We start from the raw sequence: 21,629 nt of genomic DNA, 5'->3' as shown, positions 1-21,629 counted from the left end.
GGTGAAGCTCTTATAAACGTTAGACTCGCAGCAGGGCTACCATAAGCGCCTTTTGAGCATGAAGTCTATTTTCAGCTTCATCCCAGATTACTGACTGGTGACCATCGATCACTTCACTTGTAACTTCTTGACCTCTTTTAGCAGGCAAGCAATGCATGAAAATTGCAGATGGATTAGCCTTTTTCATCAAAGATGAATTTACTTGAAAATATGGAAGAAAGTCATTTGTCCTATCGGTAGTCTGGTGATGTATTGAAACAAAGGTGTCTGTGACTACAACATCTGCGCCCTTTACAGCAGTTTCTGGATGATGTGATAATTTCACGTCAATTAATTTACTAGATTCTTTTACAACGTTTGGATTAGGCTCAGTATCCTTTTGGAGTTGCTATACTAACTTCAATGCCAGTTTTTGCACAGCCGTATATCATCGAATTACATACATTGTTGCCATCACCTATCCATGCCAGTTTAAGGCCAGATAGTTTTTTCTTCTTTTCTTTGATTGTCATAAGATCTGCAAGTATTTGACACGGATGAAAAGAATCAGAAAGGCCATTCATCACAGGAACAGAAGAATTCTTTGCCAGTAATTCTATTTCATCGTGAGAATAAACCCTAGCCATTATCAAATCTACGTATCTCGAAAGCGTTTTTGCTGTATCTTCTATCGTTTCTCCCCTTTTTAGTTGCAATTCATCTGCAGAGAGATTTAATGCGTGTCCTCCTAGTTGAAACATTCCAGTTTCAAAGCTTATTCGTGTCCTTGTAGACGGTTTTTGAAAGACCATTGCAAGTGTTTTATTTTTAAGAAGAGGTTTAGAAATTCCCTTCTTCAGATCCTTCTTCATCTTTATTGCGTTATCAATGATTTCAGCAAGTTCAGCTTTGCCAAGTTCATTTAATGTTAACAGGTCTTTTGTTTTTAATTTCATTTCTTCATCCATCCAAACATTGAACGTTTCTTCTTTGATTTGTCATCTTTAGATATTTCATCTTCGTTTTCACTGGTTTTCTCTTCAATAACATCTTTATCTTTTGTGGGTTTTGGTCTGCCGTCAGAAATCCATTTTCGTATTTTAGAGGCAAGTTTTCTTGCTTCGTCATCATTTTCAGGTGGAGGGACATCAAATAGTTCAGAATATTTTTCGATATCTTTTGTATTTACCCCCGCAAAAGGATCTTCTTCATTTGAAATTTCTTCTATTGGTTTTGTCTCCACCTCTTTCTTTATTTCTTGTTTGATCTTTATCTCAGGTTTTGGTTCTATTTTTCGTTCAGGTTGGGATTCTATCTTCTGCTCTGGCTTTGGATCTCCAAAGAATTTGAATGATTTTTTTGATGATTCTTGTTCAGGTGTAATTTCTTTTTCAACACTGACTACTAGAGTTTTTTCGGTGGATTGGATTGGTTTGGTTTGCACAATTTCAGGTTTTATCTCTTTAATCTCAGCTTTTGGTTCTTGTTGTTTGGCTGCCACATTTACTTTTTCTTCAACAATAATTTCTTTTTGTTCTGTTTGTTGTTGATACTTCTCTTTTGACATGATTTGCACCATAGACAGTGATTCTTGTGGTCCAAACAAAGATTCCAAAAATGAGTTCTTGTCAAACGGTTTCAAATCTTTGTATTCTTGACCTACCCCTAGATAGAGAATTGGACTTGATGTTACTTTGACTATAGATATAGCGGCACCTCCACGTGCATCTGCATCGCTTTTGGTAAGAATCGCGCCGTCAAATTTGGTGTAATTATGAAATTCTCTTGCTTGGCTAACTGTATCATTTCCTGCTAATGAATCACCAACAAATAATTTCAGATCAGGATTTACTACCTTGTTGATTTTCGATATTTGATCCATAAGGTTCTTGCTTGTCTGCATCCTTCCTGCCGTGTCGATTAATACGCAATCGACCTTGTGAGATTTAGCATACAGTACAGCATCACGTGAAACTGCTGCAGGATCAGAGCCATAATTCTGTGCTATGACCTTTATGTTTAATCGCTTACCATGTTCACTTATCTGTTCAATTGCTCCTGCTCTGTAGGTATCTGCCGCTGCAATTACAGATGATAATTTATTTTCACGTAAGAGATTAGCAAATTTTGCTATAGTGGTAGTTTTTCCAGTGCCATTAATTCCCATGAATGAAATGATGTACGGCTCGCCCTTTTCCTTCTTAGTTTGTATGTTAGATAAGATGTCAATTTTTCCGGCTGCATCAAACATGTTTGATATGCTTTGCCTTAGGTTTTGTTTCACAAATTCTACTATTGTGTCTTTTTGTACTGTAGCACCAATTAGCTGTTTTTTTAAATCAGATTTTAGTAAATCTATTACTTCTGTTGCCACATCAGATTCTAGCAAAGCGATCTCAAGTTCAAACAGAACTTCATCTATGTCTTTTTCCTTTAGCTCTTTTTCTCCAAAGCTTTTGACTGCTGAAGAAAACGCGTTTCGCAGTTTATCAAACATGATAGATTTCCTTACTGCATTGAACCGCGGCTTGATTGTATAAGTTTGTTCATTTCCTGTTGACCTTGTTCAAGTCTAAAGGATACTTCTTGTCGCTGAGCTGCCAATTGTTGAAGTACTATTTCTAATTCTTTAATCCTAGATTCCATATAGTTAATTGCTGAATCCTTGTCTTGTTCAATTGAGGCTCCTGCTCCTATATTGACAATTATTTTTTGGTTTGGCTCTATTGTAGCTTTTACAAAAGCTCCCATACCCACAGGCACAAGGGCTTCATTTGATGTATCGGCACTCATAGTTTTCATTGATTCTATAGCACTCACTGCTTCTTGCAAAAGTCTCATTACTGACTCTTCTTTCTGCATCAAATCTGCCAAATATCCTTCAAGCGCTTGTAATTGTTGCAACAGAGCTTGAGCTTGCTCTTCACTCATTTGCAAAAAATTCTCTTATCCACCTATAAATGCATTCTGAAAAATACTTCTGGTAAGATGTCAGGAGGTTTGACATTTTATTCGTGATAATTCTCAATTTGAATAGTAGAACGTGTGATCTTGAATCTGTTTTCAAGTATGCCAGTTACTTCTTTTAGAATCACCTGTGCTTTACTTTGATCAATTATGACAACATGTGCCGATAAGGCATTCATGCCAGATGTTATACTCCATATGTGCAAGTCAAACAGTCCTGTTACTCCCTTTACCTCTAGTATTGCATTTTTCACATCTTCATAGTCTATTCCAACTGGAACTCCTTCCATAAGAATATTGATTGACTTTCTCAGTAAAGACCAGGTTCTCGGAAGTATGAATACAGCAAGCGCTATGCTAAAAATTGCATCAGCAAGATAAAACTTGGTTGTAAAAATGATAATTCCTGTTACAATAACACCTATTGCACCTATTGTATCACTTAGAACCTCCAACCTTGCACCTTTGATATTGAGATTTTCTTCCTCATCATGTTCATGTTCATGTTCATGTTCATGTCCATCATGATCATGCGAATGACCGCCAAGAGTTCTCACACTAAACAGGTTTACTGCCAAGCCCACAGCACCAATTATTGTCATAGGTATACTTTGGATCTCGGGCGGTTGGAAGAGGTGACGATAGCCTTCATAGAAGATGTAAATTGATAACAATATCAAGGCAACACTATTTGCTAGTGATGCAAGTATCTCCATTCTGTAAAATCCGTAGGTTCTTTGAGGTGTCGGTTTTCTGCGTGTGAAACTTAATGCTAAAAGTGCCAAAGCAAGACCGCCAACGTCAGTAAGCATATGACCTGCATCGGCAATCAGAGCAAGACTTCCAGTTAGCAGACTTCCAATGATTTCTACAACAAAATAAGCAGAAGTAAGAAGCAGTACAATCTTGAGTTTTGATATTCTGTGTGATGATAGTTTTTCATTAACATCCTGCATTGAACCACAAAACCAAGTGGTTGTTAATCATCTTTTTGAAGCCATCTTAATCAGGTTTTCAATCTTGCTTTGCCTTAATTCTAATTTGATCCCTGCTTGTTCTGCAGGTGTTTTCTTAATACTTCCATGTTCACTAATGAAATTGTAATGAACCCTAAACGCATCAATCAATTTCTGTGCGGATTCTCTATTCTCCATCCTCTCATTACAACTTGACAGAAATTGAAAAATAATGCAATAGAAACAAAAAGGAAAAGGATTATGCTTTTGCCTTTGATAGTCTCTGGTCTACTTCATCCCAGTTTACGACGTTCCACCATGCACCAACGTAATCGGCTCTGCGATTTTGGTATTTTAGATAGTATGCATGTTCCCAAACATCCAATCCCAATAATGGAATCAAACCCTTGGTTCTAGGACTAGTCTGATTGGGCATTGTAGTGAATTCAACTTTTTTACTTTGTGGGTTGTATGCTAACCAGCCCCAACCGCTTCCTTGAATAGCGATTGTGTCTTTTGTGAATTTCTCTTTGAAACTATCAAAGCTACCAAATGCCGCATTAATTGCGTCACCCAAGCTTCCACCTGGTTTTCCGCCACCATTTGATTTCATATGGTTCCAAAACAATGAGTGATTATCATATCCACCTCCGTGAAAATTCACAGCTCCTCTTGTGGCTTCTGGAACTTTGTCCAAGCTTGCAAGTAATTTGGATAACTCCATATTTTGTAGTTCAGAACTTAGAGTCTCCAGAGCTTTGTTCAAGCCGTCAGTGTATGCTTGGTGATGTTTTGAATGATGGATTTCCATTGTTTTGGCATCAATGTGTGGCTCTAATGCATCGTATGCGTATGGTAACTTTGGAAGTTCGTATTTTGCCATGATAACCCCACCTAGTTCTTGCCATTTATGGCTTTGGTTGCAAATGCATTTTATCTAAGTCAAATTTCAGATAATTTGTGGTTAACCGATTACTAATTTTTTCACTCGCTTTTATTTTCTGCATATTTTTGTTTTTATCAGAATCAAATGAACAGAAGATTCCAAATAATTTACAAAAAAGCATAGAGCTTGTTGGTGGTAAAGCGGCCATATTAGACGGCCTTGAAGGCCAAGGAGTCAAAGTCGGAATAATAGATACCGGAATAGACTACAATCATCCTGATCTTTTAGGTTACGGTCCGTCTGGAAAAGTAATTGGAGGATACGATTATGTCAATCCAAATGAGAAACCCCTGGATACCAACGGTCATGGAACAGAGGTGGCAGGAATTATTGCAGCCGATGGAAATTTCACCGGAATTGTGCCCAAGGCAAAATTATTTTCATACAAGGTCTCGTCTACTGGCGAGGCAGTGTCATCAGATTACATAGTAAAAGCTATCCAACAGGCAATGCAAGATGGGGTCAATGTCGTAAACATCAGTTTAGGAATCAACAAAACAAATGACCAAATCGATAATGCCATTGACAGGGCCGTAAAGAAAGGAATTGTCATAGTTGTGGCCGCAGGAAATAATGGCCCGCAAGAAAATACCATTGGCAGTCCCGGCAAGGATATTAACGCAATTACAGTTGGTGCATCATATAACAATCTGACATCTAGTCTAGTAGCAACTTTTGAGGTAGGTAAAAAACAATATCAAGTTCTTCCAATGGTAGGAGTCCAAGACTTGTCAAGCCCTATAGAAGGCAAGATAGTTTATGGCGGATATGGAAGACTCCAAGATCTTCAAAATCTAGATGTAAGAGGAGCCATACTTCTAGAAGAAAGAGGAAGTGATGTGAAAGGACAAAAAGTCTATTTTTCTGAAAAGGAAAAAAATGCTGCAGACTTGGGTGCAAAAGCATTGGTTGTGTTTAACAACGATACTGGAATATTTTTTGGCGAGCTCATAGGTCCAAATAAAACCGCAGGATACACACCAAGGATACCTGTGATTTCATTATCACAGGAAGACGGGATTGCGCTCAAATCCATATTGACTTCAGATACAACAGGGAGTTTGAATACATTTTATCATCCAGATTTCATTGCACCTTTTAGCTCCCAAGGGCCAGTATCACCTTTCTACATCAAGCCAGACCTTGTTGCACCTGGTGTCTTTGTGAATTCTACAACTCTTGGAGGAAAGTACAATCTAACAAGCGGTACAAGCTTTGCAGCCCCTCATGTTGCAGGTGCCGCTGCAATTATCTTACAGAAATATCCCGGATTATCCCCCTCAGATGTTGCGTCGCTGCTGGTTACAACAACGGATCCAGTTACTGATGCATACGGTAATCTTTTCCCCATTTCTGCCGCTGGAAGTGGAAGACTGAATATCACTAGAGCACTAGAATCAAATCTGATAATATCTCCACACAGTCTAGTTTTCTATCTATCTTTTGACAACCAATCTCAAACAAAAACGTTGCATCTGAGAACCCTTGATGGTTCTATCATGCCACATCTGAAGGTAAATTTTGCATCCAATGAAACTAACTTGGGCTTTGATTATTCTCAATCTAATGATACATTGAATGTGAAAATTTCTGATACTGTCAAAAGTGAAGAGAATTATGACGGATTTCTCATTCTAAAAGATTCCAAGACGAGCTATCGTATTCCTGTTGTGATTCACATGACAAAGGGAACACTTCTAGTAGACCAAAATAATGGAACACTTCACTTTTCAATTGATTATCCTGGCAATTGGTCGTATGCAAAAATTTCTTTGATAAAGGCAGGTACAGATGAAATTATCAGTACTTCTGTTACGCCTCAAGAGACAAGTTCTCTTCCGGTTTATGAAAAAGGTCAATATTGGATCTTGGCCCAGATTAAGAGTTCAAATGAAACAGATGAAGCATATCAAACCATACTTGTCAATGAAGTAGCGCAAAAGAGCATCTTTGACCTTCAGAGTATCATAGGAATTCCTGCAAAACAGGTGGCAATAATTTCAGGAATCATAATGATAACTGTTACAATAGGCCTAGTCTCTAGACGTAAGTAAAACTAGATTCTGGGTCCTGCGTCCACTATTTCCTTTGAAACATTGCCAAATTTTCTAAAGTTTTCTACAAACATTTGGGCAAGTTTCTTTGCGGAGACATCATACGCATCCTTCTCAGACCAGGTGTTACGAGGATTCAACACCTCTGACGGTACACCAGGGACATTCAGGTAGGTATGTCTAGGTTGAATACATCATCATGTCTGTACTCTATAGCATCAAGTTCGCCTGTCAGTGCAGCAGTGACCATTCTTCTGGTATAATTGATATTCATTCTCTTTCCGATACCATATGGACCGCCTGACCATCCTGTGTTGACAAGATATACAACAGTCTTGTGTTTTGTAATCTTCTCCCCAAGAAGCTTTGCATAAACAGATGCATGTCGTGACATAAATGGTGCACCAAAACATTCTGAAAATGTTGCTTTTGGTTCTGTGATTCCTCTTTCCGTACCAGCAAGTTTACTTGTATAACCAGACATAAAATGATACATCGCTCCCTCTTTTGTCAGTCTTGCAATTGGAGACATCACTCCAAATGCATCAGCTGTAAGGAAGATGATGACTTTGGGATTTCCGCCCAAGCTTGGAATTACTGCACCTGGAATGTAGTCAAGAGGATATGCCGCTCGCGTGTTTTCTGTCAAGCTACTATCGTTGAAGTTTGGCATCATTGTTTTCTTGTCGATTACTACATTTTCCAATACAGTTCCAAATCTTATTGCATCCCAGATTTGTGGCTCTGCTTCTTTATTGAGATTAATGCACTTTGGCGTAAGCAGCCACCCTCAAAATTGAATACTCCTCTATCAGACCAACCATGTTCGTCATCTCCTATTAACATCCTGTTGGAATCTGCAGATAGTGTTGTCTTTCCAGTACCAGAAAGTCCAAAGAATAAGGCAGTGTCGCCATTCTTTCCTATGTTGGCAGAGCAGTGCATTGGAAAGACTCCTTTTTGTGGAAGAGAATAATTCATCACGGAGAACATTGCTTTCTTTATTTCTCCAGCATATGGAGTACCTCCTATGAGCACAATCTTTTTTGTATAGTTTAGTATGATGAAGACATCCGTTCTAGTACCATCAACTTCAGGAACAGATTTGAAGTCATTTATTGAAAAAAGGACATATTCGGGTTTGTGAGATTCAAGTTCTGCTGCGGATGGCCTTATGAATAACTGTCTTACAAACAAGTTTTGCCAAGCGTGATCGGTAATAATTCTAATTGGCAATCGGTGTTCTGGATCTGCCCCTACAAATCCGTCAAAAACAAATATCTCTTTGTCTTCTAGGTGTTTTTTCATCTTCTCTAAAAGTTTGTCAAATTTATCTTCTGGAAACTGGTGGTTTATCTTTCCCCAGTCTACAGTATTGTGAGTTTGTTCATCATCTACAATAAATCTGTCATCGGGAGATCGTCCAGTATATTTGCCAGTTTTAACAGATATTGCACTATTTGCAGTCAAAAACCCTTCATTTTTTTCTGCTATAAGATCTACCAGATTCTTGACTTGCTAAGTTTCTGTGTATCGTACCTGGTTTAATACCAATTTGTTCCAACTGAGATACTAGTAGACGAGTAATGGCTGGCTCCAAATCCTCAATCATCTGGATAAACCGGTTCGTTGGAATTTCCTTATTATCTCTTCGGATCATGTATGTCCCCATCAAGAAACGTATTTATTGTAAAATTCAAGCAGAAACCGTTACATGCCGATCAATAAAGAAGCCTTAGAACTTAGGAAAAAAGTAACACAGAACAAGCCTAGCTTTGTTAGACAGGAAAGTTGGAGATATGCCAGGCTTTCTGCTTCGTGGAGAAAACCAAAGGGAATGGATAATCATCAACGAAAACAAAAGAAAGGCTGGCCATCACTTGTAAAGATAGGTTATGGTGGACCTAGAATCGCAAGAGGGCTCCATCCATCCGGTTATACTGATAATTTAGTTCACAACTTGAAAGATTTAGAAAAACTTAATCCTAAAACTGACGGTATTAGGTTTGCCCATGGCGTAGGACAGAAGAAGAGACTTGAGATCATCGTCAAGGCAAAAGAAATGAACTTCAAGGTTTTCAACGCGAGAGTGTCAACAAGTGGTAGTAAATCTTAAAACAAAGAGACAGCTAGTCTCCAGAATTCTTGGAGTGGGTCTTGACAGAGTAAAGTTTGATCCAACTTATCTAGATGATGTTGCTGATGCCATCACCCGTGACAACATACGAAGTTTGATAACTGCAAATGTTATAGAGATAAAACCAATCAAGGGTACTTCCAAAGGAAGAGCTCACTTTAAGAAAGCCCAACGAAAGAAGCGCGGCACCAAACATGGATCAAGAAAAGGTAGCAGAGGAGCAAGAGTTGGAAAGAAGGAAGTATACGTAAAGAGGATCAGAGCAATGCGCCATCAGCTTAAAGTATCAAAAGCAAGAAAAGAAATCCCGAATGAATCTTACTGGAACTTGTACAAACAGGTAAATGGAAATCAAGTGAGAAACCTTGCTCACTTGAGAAGCTTGATAGCAGAAGTTCGTTCTAAGAAATAAGATTAAAACCTGTGAATTATTTTAGGATCATCGATTTTTCCATCCTTGATTTTTATCCCTTCTTTTGCAAGCATATTGGTCTTTATTTTTTCACCCCACGCATATCCCCCCACTTTTCCGCTTGACATGACAACCCTATGACATGGAACTATCACAGGATAGGGATTTTTGTTCATGATTCTTCCAATTAGCCTTTGACCATTTTTTAGTCCAACGGCCTTTGCAAGCTCGCCATATGTTGTAACTTGGCCTTTTGGGACTTCCAGTAATTTTTTATAGACTTTTTCCTCGAGATTCAAATTTTATCATCTCTAGATTAGTGGTCTGTATAAGATTAATTACTTTTTGTTTATTTTTTCCAAGGCCTCTCCAATCCACAAGAGCGTACTTGGCTTCTTTATTTCGGTCCAATATATGAGAAAAGAGTGCACCATCCAAATTATCTAAGGCATGTTTTGGTATAACAGTTCCAAGAGCAAATTCGCCTTCAATCAGTTCTTTGTTGAATTTTTTTGGATAATGCGTACCACCAAAACATATCGCAACTTTGTGTTTTTCAGGTTCTTTGCAAACTTCTTCTACTATTATTTTAGCCACATTTTCACAGAGTTTCTTGTCATTCCATTCCTTTTGTGTGGTTCCAATTTCAATGAACAGAGTAGGTTTATTCAAAGCAGTCGGTCCGTGATGAGTAGCTTCAATAGTAATCTCAAATTTTGAAAAATTATTTCTTTTTGTCCACAAATGTTTCATGTATGATTTTTGAAGATGAGGGTGAGGTATTGCTATTTGTCTAGGGAAGCCACCAAATTGTGCTTCAGAAAAATTTCCAGTGCTATGACAAGTGAGTGCAAGAGTACCGCTTTCAGAAGCGTGTTTTGATAGAAACACGTAACTGTCATATTGATATTTTTCTTCAATCCAATCAGCAGATATCGCAGGAGTAGAAATCACAACAAGATCAAAATTTTTTCCATCGATAGATGTCTTCTTGTTTTTGCATATCTTGTACAATGTAAGACGCCATGTTAGATCCAGCAGGATCAGATTGGTATGCTACGAGTAACTGCATAAAATAAGAATTATAAGGACACTTTATTAACTTCCTTCATTGGTTAACCCAAGACAAATGTTGAAGGATATGGCAAACACTATCAAGCTTGCCAGAAAGTCAGACAAAGACGACTATATGCAACATTTACGATTAGTGCTTCTAGGCATAGCTGGTATTGGCGGTATTGGGTTTGTAATACAATTTACATTTGCAGTAATCAATTTAGGACACAGATAAGAATGACACAAGAAATAAAATCTCACTTTTTTGCAGTTAGGACCACAGGAGGTCAGGAAAAGGTAGTACTTGGTCTTTTGGACAATCGAATCAAGTTAAAGAAGCTAAACATACAATCTGTTTTGCTACTAGAGAACCTAAAGGGATATGTTGTACTAGAAGCAATTGATGCAAACGCTGCATTTGATGCCTTGCAAGGAATGAGACACATCAGAGGCCAACTTAGAGGAGAATTACAATTCAAGGATATTGAAGGATACCTGGTTAAGAAATCTACAGTGTCAGAACTTTCAGTTGATCAAATAGTTGAGATAATTGGAGGTCCTTTCAAAGGTATGAAGGCCACAATTACCAGAATTGATCACGATAAAGAAGAGGCAACAGTTATTTTGCTTGATGCACCTTATCAGCTACCAGTAACTGTAGATGCAAACTATCTAAAACCATCATCACAGTAGTAAGGATTAAATTTACAGTAAAGAGGGAAAAGAAATCATGACAGATGTTCAAACTGTTTCTGCACTTGTAACAGGCGGTCAAGCAAGCGCTGGTCCACCATTAGGACCTACGTTAGGACCATTGGGTGTAAACATTTTACAGATAGTTACTGCAATCAACGAAAAAACAAAGGACTTTGAAGGAATGAAGGTTCCAGTTACTGTTACCGTAGATAAAAAAACCAAGAAATGGTCAGTTGAGGTAGGAATTCCTTCTGCATCTGCTCTAATTTTGAAAGAAGCAGGACTTCAAAAAGGATCAGGAACATCAGGTGCCACATGGGTTGGAGATATCACTATAGATTCTGCCGTAAAGGTTGCAAAACTTAAAATCGATTCCTCCTATGCAATAGACTTCAAAGCTGCTGCAAAAGAAGTCATAGGAACATGCTTGTCACTTGGAATAAAGGTAGATGGAAAGAACCCCAAAGAAGTAACTGCAGAAATTGATGCAGGCAAGTGGGAAGAAAAATTCAAGTAAATTATTCAGTTATAGAATATACCGAATCTTTGTCTGTCCTCTGGAGCTCTACAAAAGTTTCAGTATTTTGTATTCCTTCTATCTTTCCAATTTTTTCAATTGCTACAGTGTGTAATTCTTCTAAATTCGTTGCCCTCAAAGTAATCAGAATATCAAACCTACCTGTAACTTCTGATATCTCTATAACTTCAGGTGTTTTCATAAGGGATTTGTGAATCTGATCCTTTAGCTTTGGGTCTCTGTTGATTCCCATTGTAGCCCTTACACCAATGCCTATGAGGGATTCATCTACAACTATGGTAAACTTCTTTATCAGCTTCTTTTTGATGAGCCTTTTGATTCTACTATACAGTACAGATGTGTTTATTCCTAGTTTTTTTGAAAGGTTTGGTACAGAAATATTACCGTCTCGAGCAAGTTCGGTAATTATTTTCATATCTAGTTCATCAAATTTGTGCAAGTTTGCGACTACTTTTTGTTACTATTTAATAAATGTAAGTTCTATTGTCGAAATCTGATGTTCTTACAACTTAAATTCTATAAAATGAAATTTTTAGATATAGGCCATTCCCGAAGAATTCTGTCACTAAACGATTTTAAATAGGCATTCAGGAAGTTCTTTCGTAATGATCAACGAGTCCCAGATATCACAGATGATAGTCGAAGCTAAAAAGAACCAAAAGGAGAGAAAATTCAAGCAATCTCTAGAGCTAATCATGGTCTTCAAGGATATTGACGTTAAGAAAGGATTTGCCATCAATGAGACAGTCCAGTTACCCAAAAAATTAAACCAACCAGCATCAGTATGCGTGATTGCTTCAGGCGATCTTGGACTAAAGGCCAAAAATGCAAATGCTGACAAGGTTGTAGACGGAACACAGCTGACGCAAATTGGCACAAACAAAAGAGAATCTCGCAAGCTGATTAATGGATATGATTTCTTTCTTGCAGATACTCAACTCATGGCTAATGTTGGTAAGACATTAGGTCAATTCATGGGTCCCAGAGGAAAAATGCCTACTCCAGTACCATTTAATGCACCCATAGATGCAATATTGGAAAGATTCAGATCTTCAATAAGAGTAAGACTAAGAAATTCTCTTTCACTAGCATGCAAGATAGGCGATGAATCCATGGCAGATGATGATTTAGCTGCTAACGCAAATGCAGTGATCAGCACCATTGAGAAAAAACTTCCAAGCGGTGATAGAAACATCAAAAAAGTCATGGTAAAAACCACAATGGGTAAAACAATCAAACCACAGGCGGTAGCAAAGTAAGATGCATCAAAACAGAACAAAATATCCTCAAAAGAAAGCACAGATGTATCAACAGGTTCAGGAACTTCCAAAAAAATACAAAGTAGTAGCACTAGTGCGAATGGAAAAGGTTAGATCTTCCCAGCTATTACCACTAAGAAAGAAATTCAAAAATGATGTTGAGATTATCAGCATTAAAGACAAGGTAGCACAAAAAGCGCTTGCAACACTGAAAATGCCTGCTATTGAAAAGATGATCGACAAGCTAGTTGGCCAATGTGTCTTAATGTTCACAAACATGAGTCCACACAAACTAAACATCCTACTTGGAAAAAACAAGATAATGTTAGCAGCAAGAGGTGGAGACAAAGCAAGCATAGATGTCATAATAAAGGCAGGTAACACAGGAATAACTCCAGGTCCAATCCTTACTGACTTTAAGGAGGCTGGAGTTGCTACAAAGATTGATCAAGGAACAGTCTGGATAACTAAAGATTCTACAGCTGCAAAGAAAGGTGATGTAATTTCTACAAAACTTGCAACCCTTCTTAGCAAGCTTGATGTCAAACCGGTAGAGGCAGGAATTATTCTAAACGCAGCTATGGAGGAAAATATAGTATACAATCAAGAAGAGCTGTTAATTGACGTAGAAAAATACAGAGAGGCGTTTGCAAAAGCACACCAAGAAGCAATGTCGCTATCTATTGAGATAGGCTATATCACAAAAGAAAACGTCAGTGCAATTCTTGCGAGAGCTGCACAACATGCCAGATCACTTGCTACAGAATCAGGCTATCTTACTGAAGAAACAAAGAAGCAGACACTTCAGAAAGCTCACGCCCAAGCCACTGCACTGACAGGCAAGCTAAAGAACTACACCTCACAGTAAACAAGAAATTTACTTTTCACGTGCCTTTGGTAAATTCCAGTTGTGTTTCATGGCTACAAGTCTGAGCACAGTTGTAACCACAATGGAGGCTATGGTTGCAATCCCCAGATTGGAATCAATACTGAGTACAATATAGAAAACCAAGACTCCCAAGAAACTTGCAGAGGCATAAAGCTCTTTTACAAATACCATAGGCACTTCATTTACGAACATGTCTCGCAAGATTCCACCCCCAATAGCAGTTACCATACCTGCCATAGCAATAGCAAGGAAATTCATACCATAGGCTTCGTATGCAAATGTTGCACCAATAGCAGTAAAAACACCAAGTCCTATTGCATCAAATTTTAAAAATAGATTCCAGTGTTTTTGTATTTTTTTATATAGAAAGAATATGACAAAACCAGTTGTTACAGTTATGATCACGTAATAAGGATCAGATATGGAATGCGGCGGAAAATGCCCCATCACTATATCTCTTAGAGTCCCTCCAGCTACACCAGTTATTGTTGCAAGAATAATGATGCCAACAATGTCAGCTTTGTGTTCAATTGCCTTGAATGCACCAGTAACAGCAAAAGCCATAGTTCCAAAAAGATCCAAGGCAAGAACGGTAGCCTGAACAGACAATGAGAGATCTATCAAATTACAAGGTATTAGATAAGATAGTAAATAATCTTTAGAAAATTACAAAAAAGGAAATAGAAATAACAGATTTAACCGAACAGTGCTGAAAGGCCTTCCATTGCCTGCTCTTCAGTCTTTGCAGCCGGTACCTCAGCCTCTTTCTTTTCTTCTTTTGCACCACCTGCGGCTGCTGCTGGTGCGGCTGCGACTGCAACTGGTGCAGCTTTGATTGCCTCTTCAATGTCCACATCAGCGAGTGCTGCTATGAGTGCTTTTACTTGAGCTTCATTTACTGTAGCTCCTGAGGCCTTGATTATACTAGATATATTTGCCTCATTGATTTCCTTCTTTTCCTTGTGCAAAAGCAATGCAGCGTATACATATTCCATTGTAAACGAAATTTGCAAGAGCCATAATATAAAACTATGGAGATTCTCGCTTACAAAAAATATCCCGTGCAGTGAATTAGCTAATTGAGGATCTTAAGACTTCTACAAATAGAATACATGTATCGCTTGAGGTCTTTATCATATAGCGTATCCATCCTTTGCTTCAAAACCCTTTTTGCCTGATCCTTATCTGGTCCATCAGGTAAAGAAAGTACATTGTTTATCAACTCTGGAACGGATTCTCTGACCCATCCAGTGATAATACCGTAAATGTTTTTGTGTAGTTTTTCCACATAGTCAGTACTTGTATCAAAAATTCCCGTAAAGTTATCATGTTCAACTCTGTAAATTAAGGCAAAGATGATCTCTTTTGAGGTAGGATCTTTCAGTATCTGTTCTGATTGCGGACCTGCCTTTCCTTGAGAAACCTTGTTCTTCAGACCAACTGGATTTATCATGATACCATTTACTCCAATTTTTGAATTTTCTATTCCTGTTACGATACCTACTACAATGTCTTTATAATCGCCATTTTGCTTGGAAGCAAAAACATAGTCTCCCTCTTTCCAGCCCTTCTTTTCAAATACGAACATAAGAAATTCTCAAAAAAGATCATATTTAATGTGTTGCTTCAGAATGCTTAATATCCATCAGGACAAAAACTTGTGAAATGGACAAGGGTCAGATTCTTGCCAAGTTTTCATCGGACCCTAATAGGTATTACAAGGTGGAGCTTTTTGAGAAGGAAGGATTCAAGAGAAAGTCTTGTTCCAAGTGTGGTCGATATTTCTGGGTATTAAATGACGGACAGAATCTTTGTCCTGATCATATAGAAAATAGTTATTCCTTCATAGGGGATCCTCCCACCAGGAAAAGATTTGATTACACACAAGCTTGGAAGGAAGTCGAATCTTTTTTTGTAGATAATGGACACAAGTCAGTGAGCAGATATCCAGTAGTATGCAGATGGAGAGATGATCTTTATTTTACAATTGCTTCAATAGTTGATTTTCAGAGAGTAATGGGTTCCAAGGTAGTCTTTGAATTTCCAGCAAATCCTTTGGTTGTGCCACAAACATGTCTTAGATTCAAAGACATAGAAAACGTTGGAGTAACAGGCAGACATTTTTCAAGTTTTTGCATGATTGGTCAACACAGCATACCAAACTCACAAGGTTATTGGAAGGACAAATGTGTTGAACTTGATTTTAGACTACTTACTGACAAATTTGGAATTAACAAAGAAGAGATAGTTTTTGTTGAAGATGTATGGGCTGGTGGAGGCTCATTTGGATCATCACTAGAATATTTTGTACGAGGACTGGAACTTGGAAATGCAGTGTTTACTGAATTTCAGGGAGATTTGGAAAACTATTCTGTGTTAGACCAAAAAATCATAGACATGGGAGCAGGCCTTGAACGATTTGCGTGGATTACGATGGGAACTCCAACTGCCTATGATTGCTGTTTTGGGCCCATAACAAAACACATGATAGAAAAGATAGGCATAGACTCGGATTCTGACATTATATCAAAATATTTCAGAGCTATTGCCAAGACATTATCCGAGTCTTCAGACATATCAATAGCAAGAAAAAGTGCTGCGTTAGCGGTAGGAATCGATAATGTGAAAATGGACAAAATCATCTCCCCATTAGAGGGAATCTACCTCATTGCAGACCATCTAAGAACTCTGATATTTGCGATATCAGACGGTGCATTGCCAAGTAATGTAGGTGGAGGATACAATCTAAGAATGCTACTGAGACGCACTCTGGCAACAATGGATAGATTTGGTTGGAATTTTGATCTTGATGATCTAATAGACCTTCATGTAGATTACCTAAAATCCACATACCGCGAGCTTGAGGAAACTAGAAAGGATGTAAAAACAATAGTTAGGATTGAAAAGGATCGTTATAAGGAATCACGGGTTAGAATGACAAACATTTCAAACATGTTAAAATCACAAAACAAGAAATTATCTGTAGATGACTTGATTCGACTGTACGAGTCTGACGGCTATAACGCCTGATTTTCTAAAAGAAACACAGATCATTTCAGAGATTCCATCTACATTTTACGAGAAATTATCTGATTTGCATCAATCGGAGAAGACTGAAAAAACGGTACAATTGAATTTGGATAGAATTCCAGACACAGATTTACTATATTATAAAGAGGAACCACATGAATTCGAAGCCAAGAGTGCTCAAAGTCTTAGATGGAAAGCATGTCATACTTGATCAAACATTATTTTATCCAAGAGGAGGAGGTCAAGAACCAGATCATGGTAAAATTGGAAATTATGATGTTGTCGATGTGAATAAACATGGCAATATTGTAATTCATGAAACAAGAGGAGGAGCCCCACTGGGAGGGAGAAATTGTAAAATGCAAGATAGATTCTGCCAGACGTTATGGTATAACACGACATCATACAAGTACTCATGTTCTTAACGCATCTGCAAGAAACACTTTGGGTTCTTGGATCTGGCAACATTCAGCATTCAAGGAACAAGATTATGCCAGACTTGACATTACTCACCATTCAAACCTCACAGAAGAGGAGATAATGAAGATAGAAGACCTTGCAAATCTTACGATTCGAAAAGATATACCAATTCTTATCAAGGAATTTGAACGTGGAGAGGCAGAGCAGAAATATGGATTTAGAATATATCAAGGCGGAGTTGTGCCGGTAAAATTAGTCAGAATTGTAAACATAGAAGGGCCTTGACGTTGAAGCATGTGGTGGAACCCATGTCAATAAAACAGGCGAATTGGGCCTAATCAAAATTACAAAAGCAGAAAGGATTCAAGACGGGGTGGTCAGATTGGAATTTGTTTCTGGAGAGGCAGCGCTCAAGTATACACAGAATCAAGATAAGAAAATATCACAGATTGTAAAATCCCTTGGTTCAAGCAAGGAAAAAGTTCTAGAATCATTTGAACATGTTGTCAAAGACGGGAGAGGACGCAAAAAAGAAGGTCAAACAAATAGTGAAAAGAACCGCAGAATCTTCTGCAAAGTCTGCAATCGCTCAAGCAAAAATTCTTGGAAGAGTCAAGTTATTTATCACAGTCGAAGAAGAACTTGACGACGAATATCACATAGCAGTCGGTGAACAAGCAGTCAATCTTGATAAATCCCTCATCTACTGTGCTCTGATTATAAAAAATGGCTCAATTCGCATAGTGGCATTCTCCGGCATAGATGCTGTAAATACTAAGAAAGCTGGAGATCTAGTCAAAGACGTAGCCAAAATACTCGGAGGTTCAGGCGGTGGAAAAGACACATTTGGTCAGGGAGGCGGAAAAGACATGCTTAAGATAAAAGACGCACTTCTTGCTGCTGAGCAATTCATTCTTGGAAAGTGACAAAACAATGGATTGGAAATCGATTGAAGAAAAAGTGGAGACAAAGATGGTATGCAGAAAAACAATTTGAAAGCGATCCTGATGCAAGAAAAAAATTCTTTGTTACAGTAGCATATCCTTATCCTAATTCACCACAACACATAGGACATGGTAGAACATACACGTTGGCTGATGTCCATGCAAGATTCATGCGAATGTTAGGATATAACGTGTTATTTCCAATGGGTTTCCATTACACTGGAACTCCAATACTTGGCATGTCCAGAAGAGTAGCAAGAAAATGACAAGGAGCTTATTGAGGCATTCAGAACATTATACAAAGTTCCTGACGAAAAAATAAAAGAGTTCTCAGAGCCTGTAAAAATTGCAGATTATTTCCATCAAGAGATTAAGGAGGGCATGATAGAGATGGGATACTTCCATAGACTGGAGACGTGAATTCACTACCATAGATCCCTTTTACAACAAATTCATAGAGTGGCAGTTTAAAAAATTAAAGGAATACGGTCTTGTTATTCAAGGAACACATCCAGTAGGGTGGTGTCCAAAAGATCAAAACCCTGTCTCTCAGCATGATACTTTGGGCGATGTAGAACCAAGCTTTACAGAATACACCATCATCAAATTCAGATATGATAACTACATTTTGCCAACTGCCACGCTACGTCCAGAGACAATATTTGGTGTAACTAATCTCTGGGTAAACCCTGATACCAATTATGAGATTGCAAAAGTCGACAACGAAGAGTGGATAGTTAGCTCAGAATGTGCGACAAAATTGGGATTTCTAAATAAGAAGGTAACAAAAACTGGAAACATAACAGGAATTGAACTGGTAGGCAAAAAAGTCAAAATTCCAGAAAGAGGTGATGAGGTATTCATATTGCCTGCAACGTTTGTAGAAAGTGATAATGGCACAGGTATTGTAATGTCAGTACCTGCTCACGCACCATTTGATTATCAGGCGTTAGAAGATCTGAAAAAAAATACAGGAAAATATCACTAACTTACCCTCTCTTTCAGAAATCAAACCCATTTCCATAATTGAGACAGAAGGATATGGCAATATTCCAGCAAGAGACATAATTGAAAAGTTTGGCATAGATAGTCAGGAATAATCCAAAGTTGGAGGAGGCTACAAAGGAACTTTATGCAAAAGAATTCTACGGTGGCAAACTCAAACAAAACACTGGCAAATTTGCGCAGAAAACAGTTACTGATGCAAAAGAAGATGTTAAAAAATGGATTCTTGAGAGCGGTAATGCAGACATCCTGTACGAACTCAATGAGAGTCCTGTAAGATGCAGATGCGGTGCTGAATGTGTGGTCAAGCTTTTGGATAATCAGTGGTTTCTCAATTATTCAAACCCAGAGTGGAAAGAAAAGGTTCATTCTTGGATAAATGAGATGAAGATACTCCCAGAAGAGATCAGAAATGAATTCAATCATGTTGTGGATTGGCTCAAAGAGAGGGCTTGCGCTAGACAACACGGGCTTGGAACCAAATTGCCTTGGGATAAAAATTGGATAATAGAAAGTTTGTCAGATTCTGTCATTTACATGGCTTATTACATAATAGCAAAATATGTCAATGCAGGCCAGATAAACGCAGAACACATATCAGATTCATTTTTCGATTATGTATTTTTTGATAAAGGTGATTTGAAAAAAATCTCGTCAGATTCAGAAACAAATCCAGAAAGATTAGAGAGCATTAAAAAAGAATTTCAATATTACTATCCAGTTAACGCAAGACATTCAGGTAGAGATCTTGTACCAAACCATCTAACATTTTTCATTTTTAATCACTTGGCAATATTTCCAAAAAAGTATTGGCCAGAAGAAATAGTGGTTAATGGTTCAGTCTTAATGGACGGTAAAAAGATGTCAAAGTCAATGGGGAATATAATACCACTCAGAGACGCAATCAAAATACATGGTGCAGACTCTATTAGACTTGCAATCTTAATTTCTGCAGAACTATTACAAGATGCGGATTTCAATCAAGAAGCAGTACGAGGTATCAAAAACAAGCTAGAAAACATGCTTGACGAATGCACACAATACAAGACTGCAAAGTATACTGTCTTGACACAAGAAGACAGATGGATTCAAAGCCGTTTACAACAATTAATTTCTAAAGCAACTTCTTCGATTCAAAAAATGAGATTAAGGGAAGCCCTTCATCATATTTTATATGAATTTGACTCTGATTTGCAATGGTATCTTAGACGGGTTGAGGCAAAAAATAGAACAGACTATTCAGGAATTCTGCATGAAGTATTTTCTGCAAGAGTTGCAATGATGTCACCCTTTGCTCCGTATATGTCAGAAGAGATGTGGTTCAGAGCTTGGAAATTTGATTTGGTATCAAAATCGTCTTGGCCAACTCCAGATGAAGCAAAAATTGATTTACTTTCGGTGCAATCGGAGACTCTTCTCAATGCAACATTGAGTGATATCAGAAACATAATCAAGGTAACAAAAATGAATCCCAAAGAAAGATTACCAATATACACAGCCGCTCCATGGAAAGCAAAGGCTTACCAGAAAATTCTAGAAAGAGTCACAAGTGGAGATATCAACATAGGAAATTTGATAAAATTACTCATATCAGATAAAGAAACAGAAGAGATAAAAAAAGATCCAGATTTTGTCAAAAAAACAGTCAATGACATTTTATCCAATCCTCAAGACGAAAGAGATTCTAAAAACAAAGTTGGTCTTGTTGATGAAATAAAGGTGTTATCTGAATTAGAATCGTTGATAAAAAATGAATACGGCATAAGCCTTCAGGTTTTTTCTGAATCTGATCAAAACAAATACGACCCAAAAAACAAGTCTAGGACTGCAAGACCATACAAGCCTGCCATACTGATAGAATAATTGACTTTATGCAGCCACATCTTTTTATTAGGTAATTTTAGGTATAAGCTCGTTTGAAAATAGCTGTTGTCGGCATAGGGGTCGCTGGTGCATATCTTCTTGCAAGATTGAAGAACCAACACGAAGTGGTCGGTTTTGAAAGATCCACAGAGGAGAACCATGATTCCATATGTGCCTGGGGCACTACAAAAGGCCCAATGGAAGAGTTTGCAAAAAAATGTGATCTTGACTTTAATGATTATCTTATCCACGATGGAAAAAAGATGTACATCAGCATGAACAACTCCGAGCGATTTACCATTAAATTGATGGGATTATGCACGTACAACAAAATTGGTTTGATAAAAGACATGTCAAAAGGTTGCAAGATTCACTACGGAACAGCACCAAAAATTGCAGACTTGGAATCAGAGTTTGACATAATCATAGATTCCACAGGTTTTCACAGATCTTATCTCCCAAGACTTTCTCAGGATTT

22 protein-coding genes and 4 pseudogenes are annotated in these 21,629 nt (G+C 37.9%); 14 read left to right on the top strand and 12 right to left on the bottom strand.

What is annotated here, in order from left to right:
• Nucleotides 1-19: 19 nt before the first annotated feature.
• The 5 genes and pseudogenes from argF to DYY67_RS09120 form a co-directional block, all read right to left on the bottom strand.
• Nucleotides 20-935 (bottom strand): annotated as a pseudogene (gene argF, locus DYY67_RS09140) (ornithine carbamoyltransferase).
• A complete protein-coding gene (gene ftsY, locus DYY67_RS09135; RefSeq protein ID WP_166392573.1) occupies nucleotides 932-2,476 on the bottom strand; it encodes a signal recognition particle-docking protein FtsY in 1,545 nt (514 codons plus the stop codon). Before ftsY ends, argF begins: the two are co-directional and overlap by 4 nt.
• 11 nt (nucleotides 2,477-2,487) lie before the next feature.
• The gene (gene pfdA, locus DYY67_RS09130) at nucleotides 2,488-2,910 is read right to left on the bottom strand and encodes a prefoldin subunit alpha (protein ID WP_166392614.1); all 423 of its coding nucleotides are present in this window, start codon (nucleotides 2,908-2,910) and stop codon (nucleotides 2,488-2,490) included.
• Between the two features lie 77 nt (nucleotides 2,911-2,987).
• Nucleotides 2,988-3,902, bottom strand: a complete 915-nt coding sequence (locus DYY67_RS09125) for a cation diffusion facilitator family transporter (protein WP_166392572.1) — start codon at nucleotides 3,900-3,902, stop codon at nucleotides 2,988-2,990.
• A 259-nt stretch (nucleotides 3,903-4,161) separates the two neighbouring features.
• Nucleotides 4,162-4,785 carry a superoxide dismutase gene (locus DYY67_RS09120; RefSeq protein ID WP_166392571.1) on the bottom strand — a complete coding sequence of 208 codons (624 nt, stop codon included), beginning with the start codon at nucleotides 4,783-4,785 and terminating at the stop codon, nucleotides 4,162-4,164.
• A 128-nt stretch (nucleotides 4,786-4,913) separates the two neighbouring features.
• Here DYY67_RS09120 and DYY67_RS09115 point away from each other — a divergent pair, with 128 nt between their 5' ends.
• Nucleotides 4,914-6,902 carry a S8 family serine peptidase gene (locus tag DYY67_RS09115; protein ID WP_166392570.1) on the top strand — a complete coding sequence of 663 codons (1,989 nt, stop codon included), beginning with the start codon at nucleotides 4,914-4,916 and terminating at the stop codon, nucleotides 6,900-6,902.
• A gap of 2 nt (nucleotides 6,903-6,904) precedes the next feature.
• Here the strand turns inward: DYY67_RS09115 and pckA are convergent.
• Nucleotides 6,905-8,514: pseudogene (gene pckA, locus DYY67_RS09110) on the bottom strand (phosphoenolpyruvate carboxykinase (ATP)).
• A 102-nt stretch (nucleotides 8,515-8,616) separates the two neighbouring features.
• Here pckA and DYY67_RS09105 point away from each other — a divergent pair.
• On the top strand, nucleotides 8,617-9,018 hold the full coding sequence (locus DYY67_RS09105; protein ID WP_166392569.1) for a 50S ribosomal protein L32e: 402 nt from the start codon (nucleotides 8,617-8,619) through the stop codon (nucleotides 9,016-9,018).
• On the top strand, nucleotides 9,002-9,451 hold the full coding sequence (locus DYY67_RS09100; RefSeq protein WP_166392568.1) for a 50S ribosomal protein L19e: 450 nt from the start codon (nucleotides 9,002-9,004) through the stop codon (nucleotides 9,449-9,451). The genes DYY67_RS09105 and DYY67_RS09100 overlap by 17 nt, the downstream gene beginning before the upstream one ends.
• A gap of 2 nt (nucleotides 9,452-9,453) precedes the next feature.
• Here DYY67_RS09100 and DYY67_RS09095 read toward each other — a convergent pair whose 3' ends face one another.
• Both DYY67_RS09095 and DYY67_RS09090 read right to left on the bottom strand, forming a co-directional pair.
• Entirely contained in the window at nucleotides 9,454-9,750 is a 297-nt protein-coding gene (locus tag DYY67_RS09095; protein WP_166392567.1) for an MGMT family protein, read from the bottom strand.
• The gene (locus DYY67_RS09090) at nucleotides 9,725-10,342 is read right to left on the bottom strand and encodes a D-aminoacyl-tRNA deacylase (protein WP_320416040.1); all 618 of its coding nucleotides are present in this window, start codon (nucleotides 10,340-10,342) and stop codon (nucleotides 9,725-9,727) included. Before DYY67_RS09090 ends, DYY67_RS09095 begins: the two co-directional genes overlap by 26 nt.
• A 250-nt stretch (nucleotides 10,343-10,592) precedes the next feature.
• Here DYY67_RS09090 and DYY67_RS09085 point away from each other — a divergent pair, with 250 nt between their 5' ends.
• From DYY67_RS09085 to DYY67_RS09075, 3 genes are read left to right on the top strand one after another with little or no spacing between them, the layout of a single operon-like run.
• Nucleotides 10,593-10,742 carry a protein translocase SEC61 complex subunit gamma gene (locus tag DYY67_RS09085; RefSeq protein ID WP_166392566.1) on the top strand — a complete coding sequence of 50 codons (150 nt, stop codon included), beginning with the start codon at nucleotides 10,593-10,595 and terminating at the stop codon, nucleotides 10,740-10,742.
• 2 nt (nucleotides 10,743-10,744) lie between these two features.
• Nucleotides 10,745-11,200, top strand: a complete 456-nt coding sequence (locus tag DYY67_RS09080; protein ID WP_166392565.1) for a transcription elongation factor Spt5 — start codon at nucleotides 10,745-10,747, stop codon at nucleotides 11,198-11,200.
• A 37-nt stretch (nucleotides 11,201-11,237) separates the two neighbouring features.
• Nucleotides 11,238-11,720 (top strand): 50S ribosomal protein L11, encoded by a 483-nt coding sequence (locus tag DYY67_RS09075; RefSeq protein WP_166392564.1) that lies wholly within the window; start codon nucleotides 11,238-11,240, stop codon nucleotides 11,718-11,720.
• Nucleotide 11,721: 1 nt separating this feature from the next.
• On the opposite strand, the gene DYY67_RS09070 is transcribed toward DYY67_RS09075, so the two are convergent.
• A complete protein-coding gene (locus DYY67_RS09070; protein ID WP_166392613.1) occupies nucleotides 11,722-12,156 on the bottom strand; it encodes an Lrp/AsnC family transcriptional regulator in 435 nt (144 codons plus the stop codon).
• A gap of 190 nt (nucleotides 12,157-12,346) precedes the next feature.
• Here DYY67_RS09070 and DYY67_RS09065 point away from each other — a divergent pair, with 190 nt between their 5' ends.
• Together DYY67_RS09065 and DYY67_RS09060 are read left to right on the top strand one after the other, a co-directional pair.
• Nucleotides 12,347-13,000, top strand: a complete 654-nt coding sequence (locus DYY67_RS09065; protein WP_166392563.1) for a 50S ribosomal protein L1 — start codon at nucleotides 12,347-12,349, stop codon at nucleotides 12,998-13,000.
• A gap of 1 nt (nucleotide 13,001) precedes the next feature.
• Entirely contained in the window at nucleotides 13,002-13,868 is an 867-nt protein-coding gene (locus tag DYY67_RS09060; RefSeq protein WP_166392562.1) for a 50S ribosomal protein L10, read from the top strand.
• 9 nt (nucleotides 13,869-13,877) lie between these two features.
• On the opposite strand, the gene DYY67_RS09055 is transcribed toward DYY67_RS09060, so the two are convergent.
• The 3 genes from DYY67_RS09055 to DYY67_RS09045 all read right to left on the bottom strand — a co-directional run bounded on the left by DYY67_RS09055 (nucleotide 13,878) and on the right by DYY67_RS09045 (nucleotide 15,477).
• The gene (locus tag DYY67_RS09055) at nucleotides 13,878-14,513 is read right to left on the bottom strand and encodes a trimeric intracellular cation channel family protein (protein ID WP_166392561.1); all 636 of its coding nucleotides are present in this window, start codon (nucleotides 14,511-14,513) and stop codon (nucleotides 13,878-13,880) included.
• A gap of 71 nt (nucleotides 14,514-14,584) precedes the next feature.
• The gene (gene rpl12p, locus DYY67_RS09050) at nucleotides 14,585-14,884 is read right to left on the bottom strand and encodes a 50S ribosomal protein P1 (protein ID WP_166392560.1); all 300 of its coding nucleotides are present in this window, start codon (nucleotides 14,882-14,884) and stop codon (nucleotides 14,585-14,587) included.
• Between the two features lie 80 nt (nucleotides 14,885-14,964).
• Nucleotides 14,965-15,477 carry a hypothetical protein gene (locus DYY67_RS09045; protein WP_166392559.1) on the bottom strand — a complete coding sequence of 171 codons (513 nt, stop codon included), beginning with the start codon at nucleotides 15,475-15,477 and terminating at the stop codon, nucleotides 14,965-14,967.
• A gap of 77 nt (nucleotides 15,478-15,554) precedes the next feature.
• Here DYY67_RS09045 and alaS point away from each other — a divergent pair.
• From alaS to DYY67_RS09030, 6 genes and pseudogenes are all read left to right on the top strand, one after another.
• Nucleotides 15,555-18,265: pseudogene (alaS, locus tag DYY67_RS09040) on the top strand (alanine--tRNA ligase).
• A gap of 23 nt (nucleotides 18,266-18,288) precedes the next feature.
• A complete protein-coding gene (locus DYY67_RS11180; RefSeq protein WP_255493104.1) occupies nucleotides 18,289-18,549 on the top strand; it encodes a class I tRNA ligase family protein in 261 nt (86 codons plus the stop codon).
• 137 nt (nucleotides 18,550-18,686) lie between these two features.
• Nucleotides 18,687-18,785, top strand: a pseudogene (locus DYY67_RS11755) (hypothetical protein); the annotation flags it as partial.
• Between the two features lie 60 nt (nucleotides 18,786-18,845).
• Nucleotides 18,846-19,271 (top strand): hypothetical protein, encoded by a 426-nt coding sequence (locus DYY67_RS11175; RefSeq protein WP_338140780.1) that lies wholly within the window; start codon nucleotides 18,846-18,848, stop codon nucleotides 19,269-19,271.
• Nucleotides 19,272-19,390: 119 nt separating this feature from the next.
• Nucleotides 19,391-21,151: a class I tRNA ligase family protein gene (locus DYY67_RS11170; protein WP_255493103.1), complete on the top strand. Its 1,761-nt coding sequence runs from the start codon at nucleotides 19,391-19,393 to the stop codon at nucleotides 21,149-21,151.
• Nucleotides 21,152-21,204: 53 nt separating this feature from the next.
• Nucleotides 21,205-21,629: NAD(P)/FAD-dependent oxidoreductase (locus DYY67_RS09030; protein WP_445082581.1), on the top strand; the 425-nt coding region annotated here is incomplete at its 3' end.

It is taken from the genome of Candidatus Nitrosotalea sp. TS, assembly GCF_011319465.1.
Taxonomy (GTDB): Archaea; Thermoproteota; Nitrososphaeria; order Nitrososphaerales; family Nitrosopumilaceae; genus Nitrosotalea.
This window is presented reverse-complemented; position numbering and strand designations above follow the sequence as displayed.